This window comes from Enterobacter sp. B79-1, from assembly GCF_057444735.1.
Window position 1 is genome coordinate 580,118 of sequence record NZ_JBYAZJ010000001.1, and the last position, 15,107, is coordinate 595,224.

A 15,107-nucleotide genomic window follows, 5' to 3' on the forward strand; every position below is an offset into this window, starting at 1 on the left:
CGAGGGACATCATGGTTGTTAAGCGCTTAAGAAAAGAGGATCGCCGGGTGCAGTTGCTGGAGGTTGCTCGCGGCATTGTTCGCCAGCAAGGCACCGAGGCGCTCACCTTGGGCTATCTTGCCGAGCGGGCTAACGTGACAAAGCCTATTCCCTATGACCACTTTGGCGATCGTGAAGGCTTGCTGATGGCGCTGTACCAGGATTATAGCGATAGTCAGCTGGCGAAATTCCGCGAGACGCTGGCGTTCGACAGCAAAACGCTGGAGAAGACGATCCGCTTTTTCAGCGCTGCCTATATCGACTGCGCCATTACCGCCGGCCCGGAAACGGGTCCGATAGCCGCAGCGCTGTCCGGCTCCCGCGCGTTGCAGACGTTCCGCGAGGCGTGCGTTGCCGAATGTGCCGACTGTCTTCGCACGGCGCTTTCTCCGTTTATCGTGCTAAAAGGCGTTCAGGGTGAAGCGGTACTGACTGCCATCATCGGTGCCGCGGACGCGCTCAGTACAGCCGCGGGGAACGGGATACTCGCCCGCAACGTCGCAGAAGATATGCTCAGCGGCGCCATGTCTGGCGTTCTGGATACCTACGCCAACAGCACAAAATGATCGTTGCTGTCGGATTGACACCTAACTTACCAATAGTAATATAGGTGTCAGTTCACTCCCCTGCTGAGGTTGCTATGTCTGTTACACATGTCATAAATAATGCACTGATCGTGACGGCTCACCCTGTTGAACATTCATTATCCCATTCGCTGGCGGATCGCATTGCCGCGACGTTACGCGAGCAAGGGACGCAGGTAGAAATTGCCGATCTTCATGCTGAAGGCTTTAATCCGACCATGTCTCGCCCCGACCTTGATTTGTATCACGGCGATCCCACTGCGCTTCCCGAGGATATTTTGCGCGAGCAGCAGCGCGTTGAGCGCGCAGATATGCTGGTATTTGTCTTCCCGGTATACTGGTGGTCAGTCCCCGCACTGTTAAAAGGCTGGTTCGATCGGGTGTTGACCCTGAACTGGGCGTATAAAGTGGCCGACGATGGCCGGATTGTGGGCAATTTACGCGATGTTCCCGTCCGCCTGATTGCCACCGGCGGCAGCGATCTCACCGGATTCGACAAACATGGCTATTCGACGGCGATTCAGACGCAGATAATCGAAGGTGTATTCGGCTTCTGCGGGTTGAAGAACGTGAAGCTTGATATCCTTTACCAGGCTGATACGGCGACGCCTGCCCAGGTGGAGGAATTCCTGCAAGGGCTCGAGAGCCTGAGATGATTATGGCTATCCCGTCAGCAAAGGCGTGCCCCGCAGGCTACGCGCCTTTGCTGACAACTTCCTGCCGCTGCATCAGCCCCCTACCCAACTTGGTGAATTGAAGAAATGCGCTAAGCAACGCTATAACTAATGCGTTAGTTCCGCGTAGAGCGGACTGAATAAACAAAGGTCATTCCATGTATCAGTCAGTTAAGCCAACAACCACCCTCACCACCACCGACACCCTCGGCGGCGTGAGCGTATCTGTAGCGAACTACTGACAAACAGAACCTCAATCCCCGCCGGCCTGGACGGGGAAATCGCTCTCCGTTCATCCCCCTCTGAATGGAGAAAGAAAATGGTGTCATCTGACAATGCTCTCTTAATTATCGACATGCAGCGCGGCCTCTTCCGTGGCCCGGTTTCCCCATGCTCCGCGGACGCCGTTCTGGCAAATATCTGCTTGTTAATCGCCCGCGCGCGACAAGCAGAGGTGCCCGTCTTTTTTGCCCGCCATATCGGACCAGACGACTCCCCCTTCTCGGAGAAAGGCCCATTAACACAGCTGATACCCGAGCTGGACGTGAAGACGCTGGATGTTGTTTTCACAAAGCGCTATCCCAGCTGTTTTCGGGATACCGAATTGAAGCGTGAACTTAATCAGAGAGGCATCAAGCAGCTGGTCATTGTCGGGATGAAAACAGAATTTTGTGTTGATACCACATGCCGGTCCGCGCCGGAGCTGGGCTTCAGGACGGTATTGATTTCAGATGCACATACCACAATGGACAATGAACATTTATCCGCCAGCGACATTATTGGTCATCACAACAGCACGCTGGCCGGTCCGTTCGTGACGCTGTCCACTGCAAGCGACTGGCATTTTAATACGGTCGGTTGAGTTGGCGGGATCTTGTCTATCTTGTCCGGCGCGCCTTTCCGCGTGCCGGGTCACTTTACCGCTGCCATCAAAATTCAAGACCATCAAGCGACTTCTCCGAGCCGTCAGCAGTTCCAACGTGTGCGGATGGCGATGGGGACGAACACAGGTAATCAGCAAGCTCTATGATACTAACACGGTATCAAATCCTATATTGAGTAAAACTCACATTGACGCCCACTATTTATCGTTTTTCAACCGTTATAGCGATGAAATACCATCCATTCACCCTTGGTATAGTGCTGTCGATAGTAGATAGCGACGTTAAAACAATAAATAATAATGTGCGTATATGGAGCACCTATGACACTCGATGCTTTATTTCATTTAATGAAAATACTTTCACCGGAAATAAACACCGTGGATGAAAATATCCCTGCGCTAATTTCGCGACTGTCGTCAGAAAACCATCGTTCAGATGCGCTTTCGCCCTTTGTACATCGACTGCATCTTCTGTCTTTTGCCCAAAGCAACCCGGGTAACGCCGAAGAGTTGCTGTCAGCACACTTACCAAAAGACGATGGAACCCTTCCCCTGCTTGACTTCGCCGAATGGCCCCACGTGCGGTACGCCACGTCGGGCGAAGCGCAGACGCCTGAATCAGAAGCGTACTTCCATAAAATGACCGCGGCTGCCAATGTATTGCGCGAGGCGCTGATCGATACAGAGCGCACAAAGGGTACGCCTGCGCTTTATATTCTGGATAAATTACTCAACCTGAATAGCGCCCTGCCGGAAAGATATAAGAAGATGGCAAATATCCCCTACGCATAAACGCATTAACTATGCGGGATATCCCGTCAGGAATATCCTGCTTAATTTAAGAAAACCGTTTTTCATCGTACTCAAGACAGACGATATCCAGAGAAGGCACTACCGGCGAGTTCAGGTTTAGCCAGGCCAGCAGACGTTCAATACTCTGTCTTCTGAGCGAATTTTTCGGCCAGACCAGGTAGTAGCCATCCCCTGTTGCAATCGCCTCCCTGAACGGTAGCGCGAGCAGGCCGCTTTTCAGCGCTTCCAGCGTGAGCCGGAGATCGGCCATCGCCACGCCGTGTCCGTGCATGGCGGCGAGACTTCCCTGCTCCAGGGTGTCAAACACAATCCCGCCGCTCATGTCGAGACCGGGAAATAGCCCCGTTCTTTTCAGCCAGCGTCGCCAGTCCCGTCTGTCCGGGGAGGGGTGAATAAGGTCGCACTGCGGCAGCTGATGCCGGGCTGATTCAAGCAAAGACGGGGTACAAACCGGAATGAGCCATTCGCTGAAGAGCAGCCTGCTTTCTGTTGACTCGCCGAAATAGCCATTACCGAGGAGGATCGCGCAATCGTAGGGCTCACGGCTGAAGTCAACGGTGTCGAAGTCCATCCAGACGCTGGCAATTTCTACTTTCGGTTTCGCATGGTTTTCACGAAACGATTTCAGGACGTTAAGAAGCCATCTCATTGTCAGGGTGCTGGGAGCCTTGAGGCGCAGAAGGTGATTTTCACTTCTGAACGCGCGGCAGGCCCACTCGATGTTCGAGAAGCTTTCGCTAAGCTGTCCGGCCAGAATACGCCCGGCCTCACTGACTTCGACTCTCGGCCCTTGCCGTTTAAAGAGCTCGCAGTCGAACCACATTTCAAGCGTCCGGACATGCCTGCTGACCGCGCCCGGCGTGATATTCAGTGCCTCAGCCGCTTTGCTGAAGGAGTTCAGCCGCGCGGCAACTTCAAAGGCGCGCAGGGCATACAGTGGTGGTAAAGACATACGTTCCCTTTCTGTGAGATTTGGCTATGCAGTTTTTGTATTATCGGCACTCTGTGACTTGTCACCCAGACCCTCGGGCGGAAACGTCAGCAGCAGCTCCCTGAGCAGGGACTCAAGCTGCGCGCGCTGCGCGTCAGATAAGCTGCTCAGCAGCGCATTTTGCGTTTGTGTATGCACGATCAGCGCCTCCTCGATAAGCTCTTGCCCGTGCGGTGTCAGGCTTACGAGGGTGCTGCGCTTATCGTCCAGATCGGCAATACGTCTGATAAGCCCTTGCTGTTCGAGATGGCTGAGCCGGTTCGTCATCGCCCCTGACGTGATCAACAGCGATTTATACAGCTGCGTGGGCGAAAGGCAGTACGGCTCACCGGCGCGACGCAGCGTGGCGAGCACGTCAAACTCGCCCTCGCGAAAACCAAACGGGGACATGGCCTGCGCCCGTTCTTTACCCAGATGCTTCATTAGCCTGAGCATTCGGCCAAAAATTTTCATCGACGAGGCGTCCAGCTCCGGCATGGCACGGCTCCACTGGTCGACAACGAAGTCTACATGATCTTTCATTTTCACCCCTGATGGCGTGGGTATTTATCCTGTTGTGCGGTACATCTTACGCAAAAACATATTTTATCTTAACGTTAAGATAAATGCTCGCGGCAATTTGCCCGAGCCATTCACAACTGAAAAGGATTCCCTGTTGAAACGCACGTCGCCATTACTCTTCGCCATTATCGCTTTTATCGTCGGGCTGAACCTGCGCCCTATTCTGGCTTCTGTCGGACCGTTGTTTTCCGTACTTCAGCGCGAAGCGGGGCTAACTGCTACGCAATTCAGCCTGCTGACTACCCTGCCTGTCGCGATGATGGGGCTGGCCGCTTTATGTGGGCCCTGGCTTTTAGTCAGAGTCGGTGCCGTGCGGGGAATTATGTTCGGGCTCCTCATCCTGCTTGCGGCCTGTTTATTGCGCGGTTTTAGCGCCTCACCAGCGAGTCTTATGGGCTCCGCGTTACTGGGCGGGGCCAGCATAGGCACGATCCAGGCGTTAATGCCTGCCCTGATTAAAAAGGAATATACGCAAACGGCCAGCACGGTAATGTCGCTATTCAGCACGGGCATTATGGCCGGTGCGGCAGTCGCCGCCGCCAGCGCCGAGCCGTTGTTTTCATGGCTCACGCTAAAACCCGCGCTGGCCATAGCCGGGCTGTTGGCGCTGCTGGCGCTGATACTGTGGTTGACTCTGGTTAAGCACCCACAAGGGGAAAAAACAGCACACGAAACCGTTCCGCTCTCGTCCTCTCGCACGGGACTACTGTTGCTCTTTTTCGGCGTGGGAACAGGAGCCTATACGCTGGTATTGGCCTGGCTGCCTCCTCTCTATATTCAGGCGGGATGGTCCGCACGCAGCAGCGGCTACATGCTGGCCTGGCTGACGTTAACCGAGGTTGTCGCTGGGTTTGCCGTCTCCGCGCTGATCGGTAAATTCCCCGACCGTCGCGTGCCGCTGATTACGGTCCTGTTACTGCTGCTGGCAGGATTACTGTGTCTGGTCTTTGCGCCGGGTACAACGCCGGTGTTATCCACGTTGCTGCTTGGCACTGGGATCGGCGCCCTCTTCCCGCTGTCGCTCATCGTCACGTTCGATCATGCGCGCACGCCCGCGCAGGCCGGGAAGCTATTGTCTAACGTTCAGGGAGGTGGATATATGATTGCCGCGCTAATGCCGTTAATTGCGGGGATCGTTCGCGACAGCGCAGTTTCACTGACCAGCGCATGGCTGGTCATGAGTGCGGGTGTTATCCTGCTGATCGTCATCGCGCTGAAGTTTAAACCCGTCGTGAAAGCGCAGGTGCGGTGAATGCGGTACCCGTTTTGAGAGCAATACTATAAATTCTGGAGTTTCAACCCATTAAGGAGTGGATATGCCGCAGACGTTACCGGGAATTGAGGTCTTATTTATCGCCGGCTTCGGGCCTGTTTCAGAAAGCAACGACGCCAGCATCGCGTTTTATGTCCAGACGCTCGGTTTGCCGCTGAAGCCGATGGAAGGAAATGCCGACTATCTGCTCACTGAAGAGAGCCAGTTGCCAGGCGCGAAGCATTTTGCCGTCTGGCCGCTTGCACAGGCGGCAACCTCCTGTTTTGGCGAAGCGCAGTGGCCCTCTGAATACCCGATACCGCAGGGATGGATTGAATACGAGGTGCAGGACCTGGATTCGGCTACCCGCATTCTGAGTGAAAAAGGCTATCGGTTGCTGGTGACTAACCGCATCGAACCATGGGGACAGACCGTTACTCGCCTGCTCAGCCCGGAGGGCCTGCTGACAGGACTAACGATCACGCCGTGGCTGCGTGGGTAAACGGAATTTATTGTGCCGCCGGTTACAGTGAATCAACTTAATGCTATTTTGCACCGAGCAAGTAATGATTTAAATATTAGCGGCCGCCTCCTTCAGGCGGCCCAAAGTTAAATATCACTCCTTACGTCAAATTATAAAAAATTACCAAAACTGGCAGTTGATTCTTATTTGTATGAGTTTTAATATTTCCCTGCAACTCATTGATTAATTTGTTTTAGGGAAATAAAAATGACAAGAAATATTGTTGCGGGAATGATGATGGCCGCGTTTTCAGGGGCAGTATATGCAGGCACCGCACAAGTCACACCGAATTTTTCACCGGAAAGTTTAACGGTTTCAGCCTCTGCCGGGATGTTGAGCGGAAAATCTCACGAAATGGTTTATGACGAAGTCACCGGAAGAAAAATTAGCCAGCTGGACTGGAAAATAAAAAATGTCGCTATTCTGAAAGGCGATATTTCCTGGGATGCATACTCATTTTTGACGCTGAACGCCCGCGGCTGGACCTCTCTGGCATCAGGCTCAGGTCATATGGACGACTATGACTGGATGAATGCAAAACAATCCTCCTGGACAGATCATTCAAGCCATCCTTCGACGAACGTTAACTATGCCAATGAATACGATCTCAACGTAAAAGGCTGGATCTTCCAGGGCGATAACTATAAAGCAGGCGTCACCGCAGGTTATCAGGAAACCCGCTTCAGCTGGACGGCGACCGGGGGGTCTTACAATTACGACAATGGTGCTTATCAGGGTAATTTCCCGGCAGGCGAACGCGGGATTGGTTATAGCCAGCGCTTCTCTATGCCGTATATTGGCCTTGCAGGACAGTACCGCTTTAATGACTTTGAATTTAATGCCCTGTTTAAATTCAGTGACTGGGTCCGCGCGCATGATAACGACGAGCACTACATGCGCGATTTAACCTTCCGCGAGAAGACAACGGATTCCCGTTATTATGGCGCATCCGTTGATGCCGGATATTATGTGACTCCGCACGCCAAAGTTTTTGCTGAATTTACCTATAGCAGTTACGAAGAAGGTAAAGGCGGTACGCAGATTATTGATACCAATACTGGCGAATCCGGTTCTATTGGCGGGGACGCTGCGGGTATTTCTAACCACAACTATACCATTACAGCGGGTCTGCAATATCGCTTCTAATCCAGACGTTTAAGCAGACCAGGCCCCTCACGGGGCCTGAGATTGATGACAAACCCCGCCATCAACATTTTAACCGTCTTTTTGCCGGGTGGCGCTGCGCTTACCCGGCCTACATTCCGCACCGGGTGAAACTCACAAATCGCACGGTGTCAGCAGTCTGAGCCCCCTTAAAATCCATCAGGCTGCTAAAAACGAAGATTCTTAGCTTTCCAGGGCAGCCAGAATTGCTGCTTCCATTTTCTCGGGCTTTGTCATCGGTGCAAAACGTTTGAGTGGTTTACCGTCGCGTCCTATCAAAAACTTAGTAAAGTTCCACTTGATCCGCCCACCCAGCACGCCGGGCAATTCGTTTTTCAGATAACGAAACAGCGGGTGAGCTGCGCTACCGTTAACCTCGACTTTCTCGAACATCTGGAAACTCACGCCGTAGTTGATGTAACAGGTTTTCGCAATTTCGTCGGCGCCGCCGGGTTCCTGTTTACCGAACTGGTTGCAGGGGAAGCCAAGCACCACTAACCCTCGATCGGCGTATTTCTTGTATAGCGCTTCAAGCCTGGCGTACTGAGGCGTGAAGCCGCACTGGCTGGCGGTATTAACGACCAGAACCACCTTACCCGCATAGTCGGCCATTAAGATCGGTCGGGCATCAAGGCTGGTCGCTGTAAGTTGGTAAAAGCGCGTCATCTCTGTGGTCCCTGTTCTGCTAAATCAAAAGGTGGATACAAAAATAAGAGGTTCAGGACTGACATTCCAGATCTTCGCGAGTGGGTCCCTGAAAGTAGACGGTACCAATATGGCAGCTACGTGGCTGAGTCAGCACAAAACGCATCGTTTCCCAGACCGATTGTCCATTCATTAAGCGCTCCCCCATTCGTGATCGATCGTCGACAAGCGCATCTAACCCGGTAAGTTCAAAATCGGGTGGATACATGCCGGTTACCCTTATATTTTCGAGGGACAATTCTTTTGACAGTTTGGTGATAAAGCCGCTCATTCCATGTTTGCTGGCAAAAAAAGCGGGATGGGCAATCGAATCTGTAAAGTTCGGAATACCGCACGCAGATATAACCGCAATGATGTCTGCACTCTCTGAACGTCTTAAACCCGGAAGTATTGCCTGGGTGAGCAGGATTGAACCTGTCAGGCCTGAACTGACGGTATTGACGATTTCAATGCTCGATTGTTGGTCTATTGTCCCGGACAACCACTGAGCAGCATTCAGAATTAAAATATCGATTGGCCTGTCTGAATCTAAAACCTGCGAAGAAAACTCAGAAATGGATTCCGGCAGGGCTAAATCACAGAGATACCCTTTCGCCTCACCACCTTCAGCTGCGATGAGGCTGCAGGTTTTTTGAATATCCACCGCCCGACGGGCGCTAAAATCCACTTCTACGCCCTCTCGTGCCAGCCAGACGCACAGCGCCTGACCAAATCCTCCGCCACCACCCGTGATAACAGCGCGTTTACCTCTCAGCATAACTCTACGTCCTTTGTCGTGATGAGTCTGTATCGGAGGATTAATAGCACGATGAGGCGGGTAACATCTTCCCGTTAGTGCTGTGGTAAGAACTTCCCGTTCTACACCGCCGACTTCGGCCTTAAATTCTCATCAAACGCCAGCCGTTTCCGGTCAGGCTCTTCCTCGCGCAGCGGCTCTACCTGATGCATGGTCAACTTGCAGCGCTCCACCAGCACCTGATACTCCCGCGTGCCCTGCTGCTTCCATGCCAGCTCCTGCTCGCTGAGTTCGCGAATCGCTTTGGCCGGGCTGCCGATAATCAAATGGTTGGCGGGCATCTCCGCTTTCGCCTTCACGAACGCCGCCGCGCCGACGATGCTGTTTTCACCGATGACCGCGCCGTCCATCACCACCGCGTTCATGCCCACTAGCGCATTGCGGCGGATAATGCAGCCGTGCAGAATGGCGCTGTGGCCGATATGCCCGTCCTCTTCCACCACCGTGTCCTGCTCCGGGAAGCCGTGCATCACGCAGTTATCCTGAATGTTCGCCCCGTCTTTCACTACGATGCGGCCAAAATCGCCGCGCAGGCTGGCGTTAGGGCCAACATAAACGCCTTTGCCCAGAATCACGTCGCCAATCAGTACCGCCGTTGGGTGAACGTAGCTCTCGTCCGGCACGACCGGCGTCAGACCATCAATTTGATAAACAGGCATACCCTCTCCTTACGCAGTATTCAGACCACCAAAACGTTGATAGTAAAGCGTGCCGGGCACGGGCAATTCCCCAACCGAGGTTTCGCCTTTTTCGCTGACAAACGCCAGCGCCCCCGGCGCGACGCGCTGGTAGATATTGATGCAAAGCTGTCGGGCGCTTTGACCCGCCCAGTGCGCGGGCAGTAACTCTTCCGGCAACAGCGGGTCTTTCAGCACCACACGACGATAAAAGTGAATCAGCAGCAGTTGGATCTGGAAGCAGCGTTCCGGCGTCAGCTCCTCCGGCGCTGCCTCTTTCAGCAGCGGCAGCAGCGGGCGGAATGAATCGATGAACGTCTCGTACATTGCGTTTTGCTCAGTGAGCTGCCAGCACTCTTCCACTCGCGAACGCAGCGCCGCGCGCGAAAGCGCCAGCGGCGAGTGGGCTTCAAAGAAAATCACGTTTTCCGCCACGCCGGCATCATGCAGTAGCGATTGTACGTCGGCCAGATGCTGTGACGGCGAGGCCATCAGGCTCGGTGCCAGCGTGCCAAACCCCTGCCAGATCAGCTGTTTTTTGACGTCGGCAAGGGTGGTTTTATCCAGCCCTTCTGAGAGCAGCAATAACCATTTGCCGTCCCAGGCGGGCAGTTCCGCGCGGTAGATCTTATTCTCCGCGCGACGCGTCAGACGCAGCCCTTTATCGCTCAGGCGGTAAAAGCTGCGACGCCCGATGCGGGAAACGTCCAGCCAGCCCTCTTTATTGAGGCGAAACAGCGCGGTGCGCACGAAGCGCTCGCCAAACCCCATGCCTTCCAGCAGGGCGGCAAGGCTGCCGAGCCAAATCTCACCGCCGCGATGGGAAAGCGCGTCACCGTATAACGAAGAGATAAGCGAGGTCCCGCTGACGGGAACGGAGCTAACCGCGTGCTGGATAAAGGCGTCGAGTTTATTCATGTGATTCATTCTGTTGTAATTTTTGTCCTGGATGAATCATAGCATACGAATCTGGGATCGACCCTCACCCTAACCCTCTCCCAAAGGGAGAGGGAACTTTTTACACCCTCTCCCTTTGGGAGAGGGCTGGGGTGAGGGAGATTCAACCGTTGGCCGCAACTTTACGCAAATCAAACACCCGGCAGGCTTTCCCCTCCGAGCGCGGGATGCTGCCGCAGTTCACGATCGTCACGTCGGTGGAAATCCCCACCATCGACTTAATGCGGTGGCGCAGCTGGTGGCACACCTGGCAACGCTGCTCGTGCGTCAGGATTAAGCTGCTCTCTTTTAGCTCGACCTTCACCGAAAGTGAATCAAGATGCCCGCGGCGGTTCACCTCCAGCTGGTAGTGCGGAGAAAGGTGTTCGAACTTCACGATCTCCTCTTCCAGCTGCGACGGGAAGACGTTGACGCCGCGGATGATCAGCATATCGTCACTGCGACCGCTGATCCGGTCCATACGACGCATGCTGCGCGCGGTTGCCGGGAGCAGGCGAGTCAGGTCGCGGGTGCGGTAGCGGATCACCGGCAGCGCCTCTTTGGTCAGGGTGGTGAACAGCAGCTCGCCCTGCTGACCGTCATCCAGCGGCGTGCCGTCGTTCGGGTTGACGATCTCCGGGTAGAAGTGGTCTTCCCAGATGGTCGGGCCGTCGACGGTTTCGATACACTCCATCGCCACACCCGGCCCCATCACCTCGGAGAGGCCATAGATATCCAGCGCCGTAATGCCTAAGCGTTTTTCAATTTCGCGCCGCATGGCCTGCGTCCACGGCTCGGCGCCGAAGACGCCCACGCGCAGGGAACAGCCGCTGGCATCGCCGCCCATCTGGCGCTCCAGCTCCTCAATCAGGTTGAGGCAGTAGGACGGCGTCACCATGATCATGTCCGGCTGGAAATCACGGATCAGCTGCGCCTGTTTCTCCGTCTGGCCGCCGGACATCGGGATCACCGTCGCCCCTAAACGCTCGGCACCGTAGTGCGCCCCCAGCCCACCGGTAAACAGGCCATAGCCATACGCCACGTGTATTTTGTCCTTCGCGCTGCCGCCCGCCGCGCGCAGGGAGCGGGCCACCAGATTGGCCCAGTTGTCGATATCGCCCTGCGTGTAGCCGACAACGGTCGGTTTGCCGGTGGTGCCGGATGATGCATGAATGCGCACCACCTGCTCCATCGGCACGGCAAAGGTATCGAACGGATAGTTATCCCGCAGGTCCTGCTTGGTGGTGCACGGGAATTTGCGGATATCCGCCAGCTCGTTGAAATCGTCAGGGTGAACGCCCGCGGCGTCAAACTTGCGTTTGTACATCGGCACGTTGTTGTAGGCGTGATGCAGCGTCCATTTCAGACGCGCGGTCTGCAGCGCCTGTAACTCGTCAAGGGAGGCCGTTTCAATCGGATCAAGCTTTGTTGTATTTGTCATTGTAGGGTACTCACATTGTTTTTATGCTCAAACACGCTCAAGGATCATGGCAATGCCCTGACCCACACCGATGCACATCGTACACAGCGCGTAGCGCCCGCCGCGTCGGTGCAGTTCATTGCTCGCGGCCAGCGCCAGTCTGGCCCCGCTCATGCCCAGCGGGTGGCCCAGCGCAATCGCGCCACCGTTCGGGTTGACGTGCGCGGCATCATCCGGCAGGCCCAGCTGACGCAGCACGCCCAGCGCCTGCGAGGCGAACGCTTCGTTAAGCTCAATCACGTCCATATCGTTAATACTGAGTCCGGCGCGCTCCAGCACCCTGCGGGTGGCGGGTACCGGGCCGAGCCCCATCAGACGTGGCTCCACGCCCGCCGTTGCCATCGCCACGATCCGCGTACGCGGGACTAACCCCTGCGCCAGCGCCATCTTCTCGCTGGAGACAATCAGCGCCGCCGCGCCGTCGTTGACGCCGGAGGCATTTCCCGCCGTAACCACCCCGTTCTTACGGAACGGCGTTTTCAGACCGGCAAGCTGCTCGAGCGTGGTGTCCGCGCGCGGGTGTTCATCCACGTTAAACTCGGTGACCGCCCCTTTTTTGCCCGGCACCCGCACCGGCACAATCTCCTGCGCCAGAATGCCGTTCTGCTGCGCCTGTGCGGTACGCTGCTGGCTGCGCAGCGCGAACGCGTCCTGATCGGCACGGCTGATATTTAACAATTCAGCTACATTCTCTGCCGTTTCCGGCATACTGTCAGTTCCGAATTGCTGATGCATGAGCGGATTCACAAATCGCCAGCCGATGGTGGTATCAAAGATCTCCGCCTGACGCTGAAACGCGGCGGTGGCTTTGCCCATCACAAACGGCGCGCGGGACATCGACTCCACGCCGCCCGCGATCAGCAGGTCGCCATCGCCCGCCTTAATGGCGCGCGCCGCAAAACCAATCGCGTCCAGCCCCGACCCGCACAGGCGGTTAAGGGTGGTTCCGGACACCGTCTGCGGCAGTCCGGCGAGCAGGGACGACATGCGCGCGACGTTGCGGTTATCTTCCCCTGCCTGGTTGGCGCAGCCGAAAATCACATCGTCAATCCGCTCGAGGTCGAGCTGCGGATAGCGGGCCAGCAGCGCGCGCAGCGGCACGGCGCCGAGATCGTCGGTTCTTACCGCAGAAAGCGAGCCGCCGTAGCGCCCCACAGGGGTTCGAACGCCATCACAAATAAATGCGTCACGCATCTGCCTCTCCTGTCACGCTGCCGCCGATGCGGTGAGATTTTCCGCGAAAAAGGGCGACGGTTTTCTGTTGTTGGTTCTGGATTTCAATGTCATACACGCCGGTCAGCTTGCCCTGATGCATCACCCGCGCGGTGGCGGTGAGCGTGTCCCCGGCAAAGCCCGGACGCAGAAAATCAATCGAGCAGCCGGAGGCGACCGCCGCCAGCCCCTGGCTGTTGCAGGCGTAGGCAAAGGCGGTGTCTGCCAGCGAAAAAAGCTGCCCACCGTGGCAGGTGTTGTGGCCGTTAAGCATCTGCGGAGTGATGGTCATGGTCACTACCGCGTAGCCCTCGTCCATCTCGACAATGTCCATCCCCATCGCCTGCGCGCAGGCGTCCCGTTCGTACATCGCGCGGGCGTTATGCCAGGCGTTAAGACTCATAGCTACTCTCCAGAAGCGCGCGCTGGCGCAGCAGTGAACAGGGGCGATAGCGCTCTTCACCGTAATGGCGCTGCAGGTTCTCCAGCAGCGTCAGCAGGCGCTGCCAGCCCAGACGCTCGCCCCAGGCGATCGGCCCGCTCGGGTAGTTCACGCCCAGGCGCATGGCGGTATCGATGTCCTTCTCGCTGGCGACCCCTTTTTGCAGGGCATCCAGCGCTTCGTTGGCAATCATTGCCAGCGTCCGCCAGACCAGCAGGCCGGGATAATCGGCAATTTGCACCACCCGGTTACCCTGCTGTTGCAGGTAGCGGATGGCTTTTTGCGTCGCGGTATGCGGGTTGCTTGCCGCCGCGGCAATCACCGCCACATCGCGTTCAATGCGGTCGACCACCACCACCGGGCCGTTGAGCCGCAGCGCCAGCGCCTGAGCGGTTTCCCCCTGCGTTTCAATCAGATACACATCATCAATTTCGGTGACACCGTCACGTCTTTTTTCAACGCGCATCGGGCTGTAGCTGTCGTTCACGGCTGCCACCCACCGCACCTCGGGTTTATCACCCTGCCAGTTGTAGACGCCCTTCCCGCTCTTTTTGCCCAGCCGCCCTGCCAGCACCAGCTCCTGCTGGACCAGCGAAGGCAGAAAACGACGCTCCTGCCAGAAGGCGTTAAATACCGAGCAGGTCACCGCAAAGTTCACGTCCTGACCAATCATGTCGGTCAGCTCCAGCGGCCCCATCGGGAAACCGCCGCCTTCGCGCAGGGCGGCATCAATCACCTCCGGTGGGGCGACCTGCTCTTCCAGCGCGCGCCAGGCTTCGGAATAGAACGGACGCGCGACACGGTTGACGATGAACCCCGGCGTTGACTGGCAGCGAACGGGCTGTTTGCCCCAGTTCAGCGCCAGCTCGCACAGCGCGTCGGCCACTTCCGGAGAGGTCGCCAGCCCGCTGACCACCTCCACCAGCTTCATCACCGGTGCCGGGTTAAAGAAATGCAGCCCTGCGACGCGCTCCGGATGGTGGATGTCCGCCGCAATCGCCGTGACGGAGATAGAGGAGGTGTTACTGGTCAACAGCGTCTGCGGCGGGCAGACTTCCGCCAGTTTCGCAAACAGCGTTTTTTTGACGTCAAGGCGTTCGGAGGCCGCCTCAATAACCAAATCTGCCGATGCCAGCGCATCGATATCCGTCACCGGAATCAGTCGGGCGAGGATCTGTCCGCTCGCGTCCGCAGAAAGCTTTCCGCGCGTTACCCGGGACGCGAGGCGTTGACGAATGCCGTCAATCGCACGGGAAATGGCGTCGGCAGAAATGTCGTAAATCAGAACCTGATGACCGTGGCTTGCCGCCACTTCGGCAATGCCTGCGCCCATCGTGCCGCTGCCAATCACGGCGACAGTCCGTATGTTCAGCAT

At 56.2% G+C, this 15,107-nt stretch carries 17 protein-coding genes and 1 pseudogene; 7 read left to right on the top strand and 11 right to left on the bottom strand.

The window, feature by feature from the left end:
• The first annotated feature begins 11 nt into the window (after window positions 1-11).
• From AC2T6E_RS02740 to AC2T6E_RS02750, 3 genes are all read left to right on the top strand, one after another.
• On the top strand, window positions 12-605 hold the full coding sequence (locus tag AC2T6E_RS02740; RefSeq protein ID WP_174339492.1) for a TetR/AcrR family transcriptional regulator: 594 nt from the start codon (window positions 12-14) through the stop codon (window positions 603-605).
• Between the two features lie 74 nt (window positions 606-679).
• Complete coding sequence (locus AC2T6E_RS02745; RefSeq protein ID WP_312957865.1) at window positions 680-1,279, top strand: NAD(P)H-dependent oxidoreductase; 600 nt, start codon at window positions 680-682, stop codon at window positions 1,277-1,279.
• Window positions 1,280-1,616: 337 nt separating this feature from the next.
• The gene (locus tag AC2T6E_RS02750) at window positions 1,617-2,159 is read left to right on the top strand and encodes a cysteine hydrolase family protein (RefSeq protein ID WP_312957867.1); all 543 of its coding nucleotides are present in this window, start codon (window positions 1,617-1,619) and stop codon (window positions 2,157-2,159) included.
• A gap of 45 nt (window positions 2,160-2,204) precedes the next feature.
• On the opposite strand, the pseudogene AC2T6E_RS02755 reads toward AC2T6E_RS02750, so the two are convergent.
• A pseudogene (locus AC2T6E_RS02755) lies at window positions 2,205-2,309 on the bottom strand (DUF6016 domain-containing protein); the annotation flags it as partial.
• A gap of 192 nt (window positions 2,310-2,501) precedes the next feature.
• Between AC2T6E_RS02755 and AC2T6E_RS02760 the strand changes: the two are divergent.
• Window positions 2,502-2,972 (top strand): hypothetical protein, encoded by a 471-nt coding sequence (locus AC2T6E_RS02760; RefSeq protein WP_316382788.1) that lies wholly within the window; start codon window positions 2,502-2,504, stop codon window positions 2,970-2,972.
• Window positions 2,973-3,018: 46 nt separating this feature from the next.
• On the opposite strand, the gene AC2T6E_RS02765 is transcribed toward AC2T6E_RS02760, so the two are convergent.
• Window positions 3,019-3,945, bottom strand: coding sequence for a LysR substrate-binding domain-containing protein (locus tag AC2T6E_RS02765; protein WP_108416976.1), 927 nt, complete (start codon window positions 3,943-3,945; stop codon window positions 3,019-3,021).
• 24 nt (window positions 3,946-3,969) lie between these two features.
• Window positions 3,970-4,506 (bottom strand): MarR family winged helix-turn-helix transcriptional regulator, encoded by a 537-nt coding sequence (locus tag AC2T6E_RS02770; protein ID WP_316382785.1) that lies wholly within the window; start codon window positions 4,504-4,506, stop codon window positions 3,970-3,972.
• Between the two features lie 133 nt (window positions 4,507-4,639).
• On the opposite strand from AC2T6E_RS02770, the gene AC2T6E_RS02775 reads away from it, so the two are divergent.
• The 3 genes from AC2T6E_RS02775 (at window position 4,640) to AC2T6E_RS02785 (ending at window position 7,466) form a co-directional block, all read left to right on the top strand.
• The gene (locus AC2T6E_RS02775) at window positions 4,640-5,797 is read left to right on the top strand and encodes an MFS transporter (protein ID WP_316382783.1); all 1,158 of its coding nucleotides are present in this window, start codon (window positions 4,640-4,642) and stop codon (window positions 5,795-5,797) included.
• Window positions 5,798-5,861: 64 nt separating this feature from the next.
• On the top strand, window positions 5,862-6,299 hold the full coding sequence (locus AC2T6E_RS02780) for a VOC family protein (RefSeq protein ID WP_265185804.1): 438 nt from the start codon (window positions 5,862-5,864) through the stop codon (window positions 6,297-6,299).
• A gap of 228 nt (window positions 6,300-6,527) precedes the next feature.
• Entirely contained in the window at window positions 6,528-7,466 is a 939-nt protein-coding gene (locus AC2T6E_RS02785; RefSeq protein ID WP_148399374.1) for an omptin family outer membrane protease, read from the top strand.
• A gap of 201 nt (window positions 7,467-7,667) precedes the next feature.
• Here the strand turns inward: AC2T6E_RS02785 and AC2T6E_RS02790 are convergent, their stop codons facing one another.
• The 8 genes from AC2T6E_RS02790 to paaH form a co-directional block, all read right to left on the bottom strand.
• On the bottom strand, window positions 7,668-8,150 hold the full coding sequence (locus tag AC2T6E_RS02790) for a glutathione peroxidase (protein ID WP_486690473.1): 483 nt from the start codon (window positions 8,148-8,150) through the stop codon (window positions 7,668-7,670).
• 52 nt (window positions 8,151-8,202) lie between these two features.
• Window positions 8,203-8,946 carry an SDR family oxidoreductase gene (locus AC2T6E_RS02795; protein ID WP_454539679.1) on the bottom strand — a complete coding sequence of 248 codons (744 nt, stop codon included), beginning with the start codon at window positions 8,944-8,946 and terminating at the stop codon, window positions 8,203-8,205.
• 101 nt (window positions 8,947-9,047) lie between these two features.
• Complete coding sequence (gene paaY / locus AC2T6E_RS02800) at window positions 9,048-9,644, bottom strand: phenylacetic acid degradation protein PaaY (RefSeq protein WP_262182019.1); 597 nt, start codon at window positions 9,642-9,644, stop codon at window positions 9,048-9,050.
• 9 nt (window positions 9,645-9,653) lie between these two features.
• Complete coding sequence (gene paaX, locus AC2T6E_RS02805) at window positions 9,654-10,589, bottom strand: phenylacetic acid degradation operon negative regulatory protein PaaX (RefSeq protein ID WP_029485064.1); 936 nt, start codon at window positions 10,587-10,589, stop codon at window positions 9,654-9,656.
• 133 nt (window positions 10,590-10,722) lie between these two features.
• Entirely contained in the window at window positions 10,723-12,039 is a 1,317-nt protein-coding gene (gene paaK / locus AC2T6E_RS02810; protein ID WP_089598793.1) for a phenylacetate--CoA ligase PaaK, read from the bottom strand.
• Window positions 12,040-12,066: 27 nt separating this feature from the next.
• Window positions 12,067-13,272, bottom strand: a complete 1,206-nt coding sequence (pcaF, locus tag AC2T6E_RS02815; RefSeq protein ID WP_214605019.1) for a 3-oxoadipyl-CoA thiolase — start codon at window positions 13,270-13,272, stop codon at window positions 12,067-12,069.
• Window positions 13,265-13,693: a hydroxyphenylacetyl-CoA thioesterase PaaI gene (gene paaI / locus AC2T6E_RS02820; protein WP_237847797.1), complete on the bottom strand. Its 429-nt coding sequence runs from the start codon at window positions 13,691-13,693 to the stop codon at window positions 13,265-13,267. Before paaI ends, pcaF begins: the two co-directional genes overlap by 8 nt.
• Entirely contained in the window at window positions 13,683-15,107 is a 1,425-nt protein-coding gene (paaH, locus tag AC2T6E_RS02825; RefSeq protein ID WP_486690478.1) for a 3-hydroxyacyl-CoA dehydrogenase PaaH, read from the bottom strand. The genes paaI and paaH overlap by 11 nt, the downstream gene beginning before the upstream one ends.

What these genes read in the sequence shown, in the direction of transcription:
- paaX (WP_029485064.1), bottom strand. Translation starts at nt 10,589, where the DNA reads ATGAATCACATGAATAAACTCGACGCCTTTATCCAGCACGCGGTTAGC.
- AC2T6E_RS02760 (WP_316382788.1), top strand. Translation starts at nt 2,502, where the DNA reads ATGACACTCGATGCTTTATTTCATTTAATGAAAATACTTTCACCGGAA.
- AC2T6E_RS02745 (WP_312957865.1), top strand. Translation starts at nt 680, where the DNA reads ATGTCTGTTACACATGTCATAAATAATGCACTGATCGTGACGGCTCAC.
- paaK (WP_089598793.1), bottom strand. Translation starts at nt 12,039, where the DNA reads ATGACAAATACAACAAAGCTTGATCCGATTGAAACGGCCTCCCTTGAC.
- paaH (WP_486690478.1), bottom strand. Translation starts at nt 15,107, where the DNA reads ATGCTGAACATACGGACTGTCGCCGTGATTGGCAGCGGCACGATGGGC.
- AC2T6E_RS02740 (WP_174339492.1), top strand. Translation starts at nt 12, where the DNA reads ATGGTTGTTAAGCGCTTAAGAAAAGAGGATCGCCGGGTGCAGTTGCTG.
- AC2T6E_RS02750 (WP_312957867.1), top strand. Translation starts at nt 1,617, where the DNA reads ATGGTGTCATCTGACAATGCTCTCTTAATTATCGACATGCAGCGCGGC.
- AC2T6E_RS02765 (WP_108416976.1), bottom strand. Translation starts at nt 3,945, where the DNA reads ATGTCTTTACCACCACTGTATGCCCTGCGCGCCTTTGAAGTTGCCGCG.
- AC2T6E_RS02780 (WP_265185804.1), top strand. Translation starts at nt 5,862, where the DNA reads ATGCCGCAGACGTTACCGGGAATTGAGGTCTTATTTATCGCCGGCTTC.
- AC2T6E_RS02785 (WP_148399374.1), top strand. Translation starts at nt 6,528, where the DNA reads ATGACAAGAAATATTGTTGCGGGAATGATGATGGCCGCGTTTTCAGGG.
- AC2T6E_RS02790 (WP_486690473.1), bottom strand. Translation starts at nt 8,150, where the DNA reads ATGACGCGCTTTTACCAACTTACAGCGACCAGCCTTGATGCCCGACCG.
- AC2T6E_RS02770 (WP_316382785.1), bottom strand. Translation starts at nt 4,506, where the DNA reads ATGAAAGATCATGTAGACTTCGTTGTCGACCAGTGGAGCCGTGCCATG.
- paaY (WP_262182019.1), bottom strand. Translation starts at nt 9,644, where the DNA reads ATGCCTGTTTATCAAATTGATGGTCTGACGCCGGTCGTGCCGGACGAG.
- AC2T6E_RS02795 (WP_454539679.1), bottom strand. Translation starts at nt 8,946, where the DNA reads ATGCTGAGAGGTAAACGCGCTGTTATCACGGGTGGTGGCGGAGGATTT.
- pcaF (WP_214605019.1), bottom strand. Translation starts at nt 13,272, where the DNA reads ATGCGTGACGCATTTATTTGTGATGGCGTTCGAACCCCTGTGGGGCGC.
- paaI (WP_237847797.1), bottom strand. Translation starts at nt 13,693, where the DNA reads ATGAGTCTTAACGCCTGGCATAACGCCCGCGCGATGTACGAACGGGAC.